At 54.8% G+C, this 12,213-nt stretch carries 11 protein-coding genes; 8 read left to right on the top strand and 3 right to left on the bottom strand.

Features of this window, described 5'->3' with window-relative positions; genetic code table 11:
* Positions 1 to 24: 24 nt before the first annotated feature.
* From fdnG to fdhE, 7 genes are all read left to right on the top strand, one after another.
* Positions 25 to 3,075, top strand: a complete 3,051-nt coding sequence (gene fdnG / locus KE671_RS20700) for a formate dehydrogenase-N subunit alpha (protein ID WP_206164542.1) — start codon at positions 25 to 27, stop codon at positions 3,073 to 3,075.
* Positions 3,076 to 3,087: 12 nt separating this feature from the next.
* On the top strand, positions 3,088 to 3,993 hold the full coding sequence (fdoH, locus tag KE671_RS20695; protein ID WP_206164541.1) for a formate dehydrogenase subunit beta: 906 nt from the start codon (positions 3,088 to 3,090) through the stop codon (positions 3,991 to 3,993).
* Positions 3,990 to 4,625 (top strand): formate dehydrogenase cytochrome b556 subunit, encoded by a 636-nt coding sequence (gene fdoI / locus KE671_RS20690; RefSeq protein WP_206164540.1) that lies wholly within the window; start codon positions 3,990 to 3,992, stop codon positions 4,623 to 4,625. Before fdoH ends, fdoI begins: the two co-directional genes overlap by 4 nt.
* Before the next feature lie 175 nt (positions 4,626 to 4,800).
* Positions 4,801 to 6,138, top strand: a complete 1,338-nt coding sequence (locus KE671_RS20685; protein WP_206164539.1) for a vWA domain-containing protein — start codon at positions 4,801 to 4,803, stop codon at positions 6,136 to 6,138.
* 17 nt (positions 6,139 to 6,155) lie between these two features.
* The gene (locus tag KE671_RS20680; protein WP_206164538.1) at positions 6,156 to 7,652 is read left to right on the top strand and encodes a sensor histidine kinase; all 1,497 of its coding nucleotides are present in this window, start codon (positions 6,156 to 6,158) and stop codon (positions 7,650 to 7,652) included.
* Between the two features lie 4 nt (positions 7,653 to 7,656).
* On the top strand, positions 7,657 to 8,343 hold the full coding sequence (locus tag KE671_RS20675) for a response regulator transcription factor (RefSeq protein WP_206164537.1): 687 nt from the start codon (positions 7,657 to 7,659) through the stop codon (positions 8,341 to 8,343).
* A 144-nt stretch (positions 8,344 to 8,487) separates the two neighbouring features.
* The gene (fdhE, locus tag KE671_RS20670) at positions 8,488 to 9,417 is read left to right on the top strand and encodes a formate dehydrogenase accessory protein FdhE (protein WP_206164536.1); all 930 of its coding nucleotides are present in this window, start codon (positions 8,488 to 8,490) and stop codon (positions 9,415 to 9,417) included.
* 50 nt (positions 9,418 to 9,467) lie between these two features.
* Here fdhE and KE671_RS20665 read toward each other — a convergent pair whose 3' ends face one another.
* Both KE671_RS20665 and KE671_RS20660 read right to left on the bottom strand, forming a co-directional pair.
* The gene (locus KE671_RS20665) at positions 9,468 to 9,758 is read right to left on the bottom strand and encodes a helix-turn-helix domain-containing protein (protein WP_206164535.1); all 291 of its coding nucleotides are present in this window, start codon (positions 9,756 to 9,758) and stop codon (positions 9,468 to 9,470) included.
* Positions 9,759 to 10,070: a type II toxin-antitoxin system RelE/ParE family toxin gene (locus KE671_RS20660; RefSeq protein ID WP_206164534.1), complete on the bottom strand. Its 312-nt coding sequence runs from the start codon at positions 10,068 to 10,070 to the stop codon at positions 9,759 to 9,761.
* A gap of 234 nt (positions 10,071 to 10,304) precedes the next feature.
* On the opposite strand from KE671_RS20660, the gene KE671_RS20655 reads away from it, so the two are divergent.
* On the top strand, positions 10,305 to 11,237 hold the full coding sequence (locus tag KE671_RS20655) for an alpha/beta hydrolase (RefSeq protein ID WP_206164533.1): 933 nt from the start codon (positions 10,305 to 10,307) through the stop codon (positions 11,235 to 11,237).
* 13 nt (positions 11,238 to 11,250) lie between these two features.
* Here the strand turns inward: KE671_RS20655 and fabY are convergent, their stop codons facing one another.
* Positions 11,251 to 12,192 carry a bifunctional GNAT family N-acetyltransferase/hotdog fold thioesterase gene (fabY, locus tag KE671_RS20650; protein ID WP_206164532.1) on the bottom strand — a complete coding sequence of 314 codons (942 nt, stop codon included), beginning with the start codon at positions 12,190 to 12,192 and terminating at the stop codon, positions 11,251 to 11,253.
* Positions 12,193 to 12,213: the final 21 nt, after the last annotated feature.

The following is a 12,213-nucleotide window of genomic DNA, read 5'->3' as shown; positions in this document are numbered from 1 at the left end:
GACAATGTCGAAAAGGAGCAAACCATGCAGGTCAGCAGAAGGCAGTTCTTTAAGATCTGCGCTGGCGGTATGGCAGGCACCACGGCGGCGGCACTGGGCTTTGCGCCCGGCGTAGCGCTAGCGGAAACACGGCAATACAAACTGCTGCGCACCCGCGAAACCCGTAACACCTGCACTTACTGTTCCGTTGGCTGTGGACTGTTGATGTACAGCCTCGGTGACGGTGCGAAAAACGCCAAAGCATCTATCTTCCATATCGAAGGTGACCCGGACCATCCGGTCAACCGTGGCGCGCTCTGCCCGAAAGGGGCCGGTCTGGTGGACTTCATCCACTCTGAAAGCCGCCTGAAATTCCCGGAATACCGTGCGCCAGGCTCGGATAAATGGCAACAAATCAGTTGGGATGAGGCATTTGACCGCATCGCGAAGCTGATGAAAGAAGATCGTGATGCCAACTATATTGCGCAAAACGCAGAAGGCGTCACCGTTAACCGCTGGCTGTCGACCGGGATGCTGTGTGCTTCCGCGTCCAGTAACGAAACCGGCTTTTTAACGCAAAAATTTACCCGCGCGCTCGGTATGCTCGCGGTCGACAACCAGGCGCGTGTCTGACACGGACCAACGGTAGCAAGTCTTGCTCCAACATTTGGTCGCGGTGCGATGACCAACCACTGGGTCGACATCAAGAACGCTAACCTCGTCGTGGTGATGGGCGGTAACGCCGCAGAAGCACACCCGGTCGGGTTCCGTTGGGCGATGGAAGCGAAAATTCACAACGGCGCGAAGCTGATTGTGATCGATCCACGTTTCACGCGTACGGCGTCGGTGGCCGATTTCTATGCCCCAATCCGTTCTGGTACTGACATTGCCTTCCTGTCAGGCGTGATGCTGTACCTGCTGACTAACGAAAAATATAACCGCGAATACACCGAGGCCTACACCAACGCCAGCCTGATCGTGCGTGAAGATTTTGGCTTCGAAGATGGCCTGTTCACCGGCTATAACGCGGATCAACGCAAGTACGACAAGACCAGTTGGAACTATGAGCTGGACGAAGACGGTTTTGCGAAACGCGATACCACCCTGCAACACCCGCGCTGCGTCTGGAACCTGCTGAAACAGCACGTCTCCCGCTACACGCCGGACGTGGTGGAAAACATCTGCGGTACGCCAAAAGCCGACTTCCTGAAGGTTTGTGAATACATCGCAGAAACCAGCGCGAAAGACAAAACCGCGTCGTTCCTGTATGCCCTCGGCTGGACGCAGCACTCCATCGGTTCGCAGAACATCCGTACCATGGCGATGATCCAGTTGCTGCTGGGCAACATGGGGATGGCGGGCGGCGGCGTTAACGCCCTGCGTGGTCACTCCAACATTCAGGGGCTGACTGACCTGGGTCTGTTGTCGCAAAGCCTGCCGGGCTACCTGACGCTGCCGAATGAAAAACAGCCGGACCTGCAAACGTATCTGACCGCCAACACGCCGAAACCGCTGTTGAAAGACCAGGTCAACTACTGGGGCAACTACCCGAAATTCTTCGTCTCATTGATGAAGGCCTTCTATGGCGATAAAGCAACGGCGGAAAATAACTGGGGCTTTGACTGGCTGCCGAAGTGGGACAAAGGGTACGACGTTCTGCAGTACTTCGAGATGATGAAAGAGGGCAAGGTCAATGGCTATATCTGCCAGGGCTTTAACCCGGTCGCCTCATTCCCGAACAAAAACAAAACTATCGCGTCACTCTCCAAACTGAAGTTCCTGGTGACGATCGATCCGCTCAACACCGAGACCTCCACCTTCTGGCAAAACCACGGTGAGTCGAACGATGTGGATCCGTCGAAAATCCAGACCGAAGTGTTCCGCCTGCCGTCCACCTGCTTCGCCGAAGAGAACGGTTCAATCGTCAACTCTGGTCGCTGGCTACAGTGGCACTGGAAAGGTGCGGACGCCCCGGGGATCGCGGTCACTGACGGTGAAATCCTGGCCGGTATCTTCCTGCGTTTGCGTAAGCTGTATGCCGAGCAGAGCGGCGCCAACCCGGAACAGGTGCTGAGCATGACCTGGAACTACTCCACTCCACATGAACCGGCATCGGAAGAAGTGGCAATGGAGAGCAACGGCAAAGCGCTGGCCGATCTCATCGACCCGGCAACGGGCGCAGTGATCGTGAAAAAAGGCCAACAGCTCAGCTCGTTTGCCCAACTGCGTGACGACGGCACTACCTCCAGCGGCTGCTGGATTTTCGCCGGAAGCTGGACGCCGGAAGGCAACCAGATGGCGCGTCGCGATAACGCTGACCCGTCCGGTCTGGGCAATACGCTGGGCTGGGCGTGGGCATGGCCACTGAACCGCCGCATTCTCTACAACCGTGCTTCCGCTGATCCGCAGGGCAACCCGTGGGATCCGAAGCGCCAGATCCTGAAATGGGACGGTGCGAAATGGGCCGGAATGGACATTCCTGACTACAGCGCCGCCGCACCGGGCACCGACGTCGGGCCGTTCATCATGCAGCCGGAAGGGATGGGACGCCTGTTCGCCCTCGACAAGATGGCGGAAGGGCCGTTCCCGGAACACTACGAACCGTTTGAAACGCCGTTGGGAACCAACCCGCTGCACCCGAACGTTATTTCCAACCCTGCAGCCCGTATCTTTAAGGGCGACGCCGAAGCGCTGGGTAAAGCCGATAAGTTCCCGTACGTCGGAACCACTTACCGTCTGACCGAGCACTTCCACTACTGGACCAAGCATGCGCTGCTCAACGCCATCGCACAGCCGGAACAGTTCGTGGAGATCGGTGAGACGCTGGCGAATAAGCTTGGCATCGCCCATGGCGATACCGTGAAAGTCTCCTCTAACCGAGGCTATATCAAAGCCAAAGCAGTGGTGACCAAGCGTATTCGCACGCTGAAGGCAGACGGTAAGGATATCGATACTATCGGTATTCCTATTCACTGGGGCTATGAAGGTGTGGCGAAGAAAGGGTTTATTGCAAACACCCTGACGCCGTCAGTGGGTGATGCCAACTCACAAACGCCGGAATTTAAGTCCTTCCTGGTGAACGTGGAAAAGGTGTAACGGAGACGACTTATGGCTTATCAATCGCAAGACATTATCCGTCGTTCCGCGACTAACGGTCTCACCCCCGCGCCTCAGGCGCGGGACTTCCAGGAAGAGGTAGCGAAACTCATCGACGTCACCACCTGTATTGGTTGCAAAGCCTGTCAGGTGGCCTGTTCAGAGTGGAACGACATCCGTGATGAAATCGGCAGCAACGTTGGGGTGTATGACAATCCGGCGGATCTCACCGCCAAATCCTGGACGGTGATGCGCTTCTCGGAAGTGGAACAGAACGACAAACTGGAATGGCTGATCCGCAAGGATGGCTGTATGCACTGCGCCGATCCGGGCTGCCTGAAGGCGTGTCCGGCTGAAGGGGCTATCATTCAGTATGCCAATGGGATTGTCGACTTCCAGTCTGAGCAGTGCATCGGTTGCGGCTACTGTATCGCCGGTTGCCCGTTCGACGTGCCGCGACTGAACCCGGAAGACAACCGCGTCTACAAATGTACGCTGTGCGTTGACCGCGTGAATGTCGGACAAGAACCGGCTTGCGTAAAAACCTGTCCAACGGGGGCGATCCACTTTGGTTCCAAAGAGGATATGAAAACGCTGGCGGGCGAACGCGTGGCAGAATTGAAAACGCGCGGCTACGACAATGCGGGTCTGTACGATCCGGCAGGCGTTGGCGGTACGCACGTGATGTACGTATTGCACCATGCCGACAAACCGAATCTGTACCACGGTCTGCCGGAGAACCCGGAAATCAGCGCCACCGTGAAATTCTGGAAAGGGATCTGGAAGCCTCTTGCAGCGGTCGGCTTTGCCGCGACCTTTGCGGCCAGCATCTTCCACTACGTCGGTGTCGGTCCGAACCGTGCGGATGAGGAAGAAAACAACCTGCATGAAGAGAAAGACGATGAGGTGCGCAAATGAAAAGACGTGACACCATCGTGCGCTACACGGCGCCGGAACGCATCAACCACTGGGTCACCGCCTTCTGCTTCGTGCTGGCGGCGGTGAGCGGACTGGGCTTTTTCTTTCCGTCCTTCAACTGGCTGATGCAAATCATGGGGACACCACAGCTGGCGCGTATTCTGCACCCGTTTGTGGGCGTTGTCATGTTTGCCTCGTTCATCATCATGTTTTTCCGTTACTGGCACCATAACCTGATTAACCGGGATGACATTTTCTGGGCGAAGAACATTCGCAAGATAGTCATCAACGAAGAGGTAGGTGACACCGGGCGGTATAACTTCGGTCAGAAATGTGTGTTCTGGGCGGCGATTATCTTCCTGGTACTGTTGCTGGTGAGTGGTGTGATCATCTGGCGTCCGTACTTTGCGCCAGCGTTCTCCATTCCGGTGATCCGCTTCGCGTTAATGCTGCATTCATTTGCCGCCGTCGCGCTGATTGTGGTTATCATGGTGCATATTTACGCCGCGTTGTGGGTAAAAGGCACCATTACCGCCATGGTGGAAGGCTGGGTAACTCGCTCCTGGGCGAAGAAACATCACCCGCGTTGGTACCGTGAAGTTCGCGAAAAGCAGGAAAAGAATCAGTCGTAAGCAGACGCTGTTTGTGAACCGATAAGATGGCGCCGGAGACTGTGTTTCCGGCGTTTTTTTTAAGGATGTTTTTTTTAGTTTTGACAACTTTTTGACAACTTTATACAGATAACAGACCAACCGGCGTTGCGGTCGCATAAGAATGGAGTCGATTCTTAAGACAAGGAGACGTACCGTGAATCTCAAACACCTCTTCGCAGCCCTGGCATTGGGACTGCTTGCGACAACGACGGCGGCACAACCGCCTGCGCCGAAAGTGACAATTAAATCCGAACTGGCGTCCCCGCTGGTGCTGGAAAACAGCCAGGACAAAAACTACCTCAAAGTGTCACTGACGGGTTTCCCGCTGCATGCGACCAAACGCAGCCCGATCAACCTCGCGCTGGTGATTGACCGCTCCGGCTCCATGGGCGGCGACCGCATCGAACAGGCAACCGAAGCCGCCGTGATGGCGGTGAACACCTTAAGCGCTCAGGACACGCTATCGGTGGTGATTTACGACGACGTTGTGGATGTCATTGTGCCCGCAGCCAACGTCGGCAACAAAGCAAAACTCATCAGCCACATTCGGGAACGACTGACCGCGCGTGGCGGTACCGCGCTGTTTGCCGGGGTCAGCCGCGGCATCAAAGAAACCAGTAAATTCCTCGATAAAGCCCATGTTAACCGCATCATCCTGCTGTCTGATGGTCAGGCGAATGTTGGTCCTTCCTCCACCAGCGAACTGGCGGAACTGGGTAAAATTGCCGCCCGTAAAGGCATTGCCATCACCACGATGGGCATTGGCGAAGGCTACAATGAAGATCTGATGGCGGCGATTGCCCAGTACAGCGATGGCAACCATGTGTTTGTGCAGAACACCGACGCGCTGGAGAAAGCCTTTGCTCATGAATTTGGCGATGTGATGTCCGTCGTCGCTCAGGATGTGGTGGTGCAAATTAACGTTGCCGACAACGTTAAACCGCTGCGTCTGCTGGGACGTGAAGGTGAAATCCGCGACAACATGGTCACCGTAAAACTGAACCAGCTTTACGCCAATCAGGAGAAATATGTCATGCTGGAGGTGCTGCCGGCGAAAGGTCAGGCCGCACAGAGTAAACCGCTCGCCGAGGTCAACGTCAGCTATAACAACCTCGCCACCGGGCAGAAAGAGCGCTGGGATGACAAGATGGCCGTCAGCTATACCGCCTCTGCCAGCGACGTTCAGAAAGCGCAGGTTGAGGATGTGGTCGTTGATTCCGCCATTCAGAAATCCGCCATTCAGAATGAGCAGGCGTTACAGCTCATCGACGAAGGCAAAATGGACGAGGCGAAAGCGATCCTGCGCGAAAACTCCAGTACACTCAGCGCGTTACCGCTTAGCGCACCGGCCGCCAGAATGAAGGCGCAGGAGAGCGCAGAGGAAAATCTTAAGCTGCTGGACAGGATGGAAAGCGAAAGCAAAGAAGCCTCGCGTAAGTCGCTGAAAGAACAGAGTTATAAAACCAAAAACCAGAGTTCGAAATCGAACTGATCCACAAGGAGTGCTGGATGCTCAGACGCAAGCCGATTTATCTCGTCATTACACTGATGTTTTTTATCCTGCTTGCTTACCTGGGCGTTCGCACTCTGGAACATGAAGTCTTATTACGCCAGTACCAAACCCAGACCCTGGCGAAATCGCAAACCGCCGGCGTCGCCAGGGGTATCGAAAACATTCTGCAGCAAAAAGCCTCGCGCCTGCATGCGATCGGTGATTTTATCAACCCCGCAGATATTGCCACTCTCAGCACGCTCAAAGAGAACGACAGCGACATTGCCAACGTCTTTATCCTGCGAAAAAATCATCTTCTCTACCCCGATGAGCGTCAGCCGTTGAGCAATGAGGATAAAGAGTGGGTGCGCCTGCTCAGCCCGCTGGTCAACGATCCCAGTCAACTTGCCAGCCATATGACGCACAGCGAACAGGACACGCCGCAGGCCGGCTGGTTTATTAGCTTTGAGACTCAGGAGCCGCTGCTGATCTACTGGCGGCAGAAAGACGAGGCGATCATCGGCTTTCGCCTCTCCTGGGTACAGCTGATGATGGATATGGCGAACGGTATTCAGGTGAACCAGGAGGATCCTCAGCAGATTGTCCGGGTGACGGAAAACGGCCGGCAGCTTTATCAGAACGCGCAGGCGGATCTGCGGCGGCTCAACTTGCTGGACACCCGCACGCTGGAGTATCCGCTCACAACGTGGCAGGTCAGCGCTTACGGTGCCAACACGCCGCTCTGGCACATCTGGCTGTGGGGCGGCGTGTTAATTGTCCTGCTGCTGGTCGCCGTCGCCCTGTTGGGCTTCTCGCTGTGGCGGGAATATACCCGCGCTGCGCGTCAGGCGCGCCAGCAGGTCGATTTTGTCAGCCAGGTGTCACACGAACTGAAAACACCGCTGACCAACATCACGCTCTATGCTGAACTGCTGCGTGAAGGGCTGGATGATGAACAAACGCACGAGCGACGCTATGTGGATGTGATCACTCAGGAAGGTCAGCGGTTATCGCGGCTTATCCAGAATATCCTGACCTTTACGCGCGCGCCGAAACTGCATCTTCAGGCGGTCGATATCCCCCGCCTGATGACAGAAATCACGCAGATCTTTACGCCTGCATTACAGGCAAAAGGGATGACGATTCAACTGTCCTGCCCTGAGAATCTGACATTGCACAGCGATCGCGACGTGATCACACAAATTGTCAGCAATTTCCTGAGTAATGCTGAAAAGTACGCGTCGCAGGGTCAGCGGGTGGATCTGATCGTTGAACGCGTTGCGGGTAACGTGGAGATCGCCGTTCGTGACTATGGTCCCGGCATTGCGGAGAATGAGATGTCCTTGATCTTTCGCCCGTTTTATCGGGTCAAATCTTCCATTACCGAAGGTGTGTCAGGTACCGGTATTGGGCTCACCATCGCTTGCCAACTGGCGCAACGCCTGCACGGCAAGATTCAGGTAACGGCGCAAGAGCCCGGCGTCCGCTTTACCCTTATGCTGCCGCAGGGATAAGAACATGAAGATATTGATTGCTGAAGATGATGCCAACATCCGCCAGGGTCTGGTGGATGCGCTGTCGCGCGAGGGTTATTCGCTTATTGCCACACCGGACGGGCGTGCGGCGCTGGAGAGTTATCACCGCGAAAAACCGGACTTTGTGCTGTTAGATATCATGATGCCCGAAATGGATGGTTATACAGTCTGCCGGGAAATTCGCCGTCAGAACGAACACATTCCCATCGTATTTCTCTCCGCCAAAGATGAGGAGATCGACCGGGTCGTGGGGCTGGAACTGGGCGCAGATGACTACATCAGCAAACCGTTTGGGATTCATGAGCTGCGGGCGCGGATAAAAACCATCGCCCGTCGCTGTTTGAACCATAACGCCACACAGCCTAACCTCAGCTTTACGTTTGGCGACCTGACGGTGTTCCCGAATGAACTGTGCGCCTGGCGCGACGAGCAAAAGCTGGAACTGACGCTGCGGGAAGTACGGATTTTAAGCTGCCTGAAGCGGCATCAAAATCAGGTGGTTACACGCGATATGTTATTCGATGCGGCATGGGGATACGACTATTTGCCGAATAGCCGCACGCTGGATCAGCACATTTCACGGCTCCGCAAAGTCATCGAACAGGATGCCAATCACCCACAGCTAATCCGAACGGTGCATGGTCTGGGGTATCGATATCAGGTATCGTAACGCACACATTGCGATGTCACCGGTATAACCCGCAGGCCGATTGCGGTTATCATTAATGACATTCACCACAGCGGGCGCGAAATCCCCGCCAATTCACAGAGCGGATTACACATAGCTAAATCTGCCTAACCAGGAAGTGACTGAATGAGCATTCGTATCATCCCGCAAGATGAGCTGGAAAAGAGCGAGAAACGCGCGACGGATATGATTCCACCGTTATTATTCCCCCGGCTCAAAAACCTGTATAACCGCCGCGCCGAACGTCTGCGCGAACTGGCTGAGAACAACCCGTTGGGGGATTACCTGCGCTTTGCTGCGCTGATCGCCCATGCCCAGGAAGTGGTGCTCTATGACCATCCATTGCAGATGGATCTGACCGCACGCATCAAAGAAGCCAACGAGCAGGGTAAGCCGCCGCTGGATATCCACGTTCTGCCGCGCGATAAGCACTGGCAAAAACTGCTGCACTCGCTGATTGCCGAACTGAAACCCGAGATGAGCGGCCCGGCGCTGGCGGTGATCGAGAATCTGGAAAAAGCCTCCGAACAGGAACTGGAGCAGATGGCCAGCGCCCTGTTTGCCTCTGATTTCGCCTCTGTTAGCAGTGATAAGGCTCCCTTCATCTGGGCTGCTCTGTCGCTGTACTGGGCGCAAATGGCCAGTCTGATCCCAGGGAAAGCCCGCGCAGAATATGGCGAACAGCGTCAATACTGCCCGGTGTGTGGCTCGATGCCGGTCTCCAGCATGGTGCAAATTGGCACCACCCAGGGACTGCGCTATCTGCACTGCAACCTCTGCGAAACCGAGTGGCATGTGGTTCGCGTTAAATGCAGCAACTGCGAGCAAAGCCGCGATCTGCACTACTGGTCACTGGACAATGAGCAAGCGGCGATCAAAGCCGAAAGCTGCGGTGACTGCGGAACTTACCTGAAGATTCTGTATCAGGAAAAAGATCCGAAAGTGGAAGCCGTTGCCGACGACCTCGCGTCGCTGGTGCTGGACGCGCGCATGGAACAAGAAGGCTTCGCCCGCAGTTCCATCAACCCGTTCCTGTTCCCGGGGGAAGGGGAGTAAACTCAATCTCTGCGTAATTTGACCCGGTAAGTGGAACGCTACCGGGTTTTTTATTGCGCTAGTGCAGGGATGACATGCAACGGATCGTTAGCGATTGCCCTTAGTAAGGCTTTTGCTGGCCCCGTAGGAGAACGTCTTCCCTGCTCCCAGTTGCGTAAGGTATCAACATTGACGGATATCAGATCGGCAAATTTCGATTGCGATAATCCTGAAGCCTGACGGATTTCTTTAATTTTCATCGCATCAATATGAAAAGTTCGTGAAGGTGGGCGTTTTCCTTCAACAATCTCACTCATTTGGTTCATGCTTTTAGTCAGTCGCTCGAATAGCGCCTTATCCATTTACCACCTCTCATTTAACATACGGAGTACTGCCTTTTCCTGCTGAGTCAGGTCATCCTTAATCCCTTTTCGATAAATCAGTAATAACCGAACTTCTGTTCGTTTGCTCTGATAAAAGTAGATTATTCGGACACCACCTCGCTTCCCCTTCCCCCGCGCTTTCCAACGAATTTTTCTCAAGCCGCCAGTATCCTGGATCACATCGCCGCACTCAGGCTGCGCAGTCAGGAACAGCTGAAATCGATGGTATTCATCGTCGTCCAACAATTGTTGGACGTCTTCAGTAAAAAATTCCGTTTCTATGAATATCATTTTTATTATGCCATTGGCTTATAGTAAGCGAATATAACTATACGTCAATGGCGCATAGTTGATACTTCATCACCTTACGGCGGCAAAAAGGACATTGCCACCAGAATTGAAGGGCAGATAACTCTTTTGCGAGACGCTTTCCAGAGTTCAACCCTGGCCTAAATCCACCATTTTCTTTCGTCAAAAACCAGGTTATAACACTGTATATTCATACAGATTTAAGGGATTAAGAAAATGGCACTTGAAAACGGTATCGCACAACTGGTCGAGGAATTTATCGCGGCAGGACGCCCTTCTGCGCGACGGCAACATATTGATGACCGGAGAGCGGGCTATATCGCCAGTACCGCCCTCGCGGGAGAAACGGAAACGCGCGTAGAAGTCAGTGATGTTGAGCTGGAGGGAATAACGCTGCGCGTCGTATCGCCGCGCCACGCTTCGGGTGCTCTGCCCTGCGTCATTTACTACCACGGCGGCTGTTTCGTGAGTGGCGGATTTGCCACCCACGATAATCAGTTGCGGCAACTGGCGTATACCAGCGGTTGCCGGGTGATTGCCGTACAGTACCGCCTCGCGCCAGAACACACGTTTCCTGCGGCGCATGATGATGCCGAAAAAGGAGCCAACCTGATCTGGCAATATGCGGAGCAGCTTGGCGTTGAACGCCAGCGCATCACGCTTGCCGGAGACAGTGCGGGCGGACACCTTGCACTGGTGACAGCATTGCGCCTGAAGGCGGCAAAGCAATGGCTGCCCGCACAGCTGATGCTGATCTACCCGATGCTTGACGCGAGCGCAAAATGTGAGAGCTATACCCGCAATGGTCTGGACTACATCATTACCCGCGATACGCTGCTTACCGGGTATGAGATGTATTTGCCCCATACCGAACGTCAGCATCCCGAAGCCAGCCCACTCTGGCGAGATGATCTCGGCGGCTTACCGCCCACGCACATCATCACCGCTGAGTTTGATCCGCTGCGCGACGAAGGTGAACTTTTGTATCACCGACTGACGGCACAAGGCGTGGATTGCACCTGCCAGCGCTATCTCGGCGTGATCCATGGTTTTTTCCAGCTAGCAGGTGTCAGCCATGCGGCACGCAGCGCAATGCAGGACATTGCCTCGCGTGTTGGTATTCAGCGCTCAGAAACCGTTATCGAATAAAGAGGGGCAATCCCTACTCTTCCTCGTTTCCGCCTTCTTCATAGGGGCCAAACGGTCTGGCGGGCAGGACGATATAGATCCCTTCAAAAATGGCGCCGGTCGTCTCGTCACCCAGGAGTTCAACCTGTAACTGGACTCGCGCCTTTTTCCCACGCGCCAGACGGTCGAGATCGCCGCTCAAAGAACCGAGATCGGCAACCGCAGAGGGTCTGCCGCTGATAGGTTTGCTGTAGCGGATATGGGCGTCGGCAAGAATAATCGTTCCGCCCAGATGACGCTCACGCAGCATCAGCCATATGAGTCCCCAGCCGGTTAACGTCGCAAGCGAAAACAAACTTCCGGCAAACAGCGTGTGGTGCGGATTTTGATTACCCGTCTCTGGCATCGTGGTAATGAATTTTTGCCCGGTGTACTGCTGAATGCGTACACCCATCTTCTCGCTCAGCGGGATATGCTCATACCACGCCTGCTGCAGTTGTCCGCACCAGTCACCGCGATGCAAAATGTCATCGAGCGAGGCAACCGGTTTGATCATCAAAAAGTGGCGAACTGGCGTGGTTTGCGGCGTGGTGATTTCTCCCTGATTGACAAAACCCAGTTTGGCAAAGAATTCTACCGCATCTTCCCGCGCGCTACAGGTCACTCGTTTGACGCCTTCCTGACGTGCGACCGATTCCAGCGTCATCGCCATCAGCGTTCCCAGCCCCTTCTCCTGTACCGCCGGATCAACGGCCATAAACCGGATTGAGCCTTCGTTATCGGCGTTGATATACAAACGCCCGACAGCCACCAGGTTACCCTCTTCATCCACCACCATCTGGTGGTGCGCCATTGCGTCCCAGGCATCACGCTCGGAACCCTTCGGCTGATGCAGCGGTTTACGCAACATTTCCCAGCGAAACTGATAGTAACGTTCTAATTCTTCTTCTGTTTGCGGTACTCGAAGGTGATACATAGCAGTACTCTCTCTTGTTAC

Source organism: Citrobacter amalonaticus, from assembly GCF_018252635.1.
Taxonomy (GTDB): Bacteria; Pseudomonadota; Gammaproteobacteria; order Enterobacterales; family Enterobacteriaceae; genus Citrobacter_A; species Citrobacter_A amalonaticus_E.
This window is presented reverse-complemented; position numbering and strand designations above follow the sequence as displayed.

What these genes read in the sequence shown, in the direction of transcription:
- KE671_RS20680 (WP_206164538.1), top strand. Translation starts at nt 6,156, where the DNA reads ATGCTCAGACGCAAGCCGATTTATCTCGTCATTACACTGATGTTTTTT.
- fdoH (WP_206164541.1), top strand. Translation starts at nt 3,088, where the DNA reads ATGGCTTATCAATCGCAAGACATTATCCGTCGTTCCGCGACTAACGGT.
- fdoI (WP_206164540.1), top strand. Translation starts at nt 3,990, where the DNA reads ATGAAAAGACGTGACACCATCGTGCGCTACACGGCGCCGGAACGCATC.
- fdhE (WP_206164536.1), top strand. Translation starts at nt 8,488, where the DNA reads ATGAGCATTCGTATCATCCCGCAAGATGAGCTGGAAAAGAGCGAGAAA.
- KE671_RS20660 (WP_206164534.1), bottom strand. Translation starts at nt 10,070, where the DNA reads ATGATATTCATAGAAACGGAATTTTTTACTGAAGACGTCCAACAATTG.
- KE671_RS20665 (WP_206164535.1), bottom strand. Translation starts at nt 9,758, where the DNA reads ATGGATAAGGCGCTATTCGAGCGACTGACTAAAAGCATGAACCAAATG.
- fabY (WP_206164532.1), bottom strand. Translation starts at nt 12,192, where the DNA reads ATGTATCACCTTCGAGTACCGCAAACAGAAGAAGAATTAGAACGTTAC.
- KE671_RS20675 (WP_206164537.1), top strand. Translation starts at nt 7,657, where the DNA reads ATGAAGATATTGATTGCTGAAGATGATGCCAACATCCGCCAGGGTCTG.
- KE671_RS20655 (WP_206164533.1), top strand. Translation starts at nt 10,305, where the DNA reads ATGGCACTTGAAAACGGTATCGCACAACTGGTCGAGGAATTTATCGCG.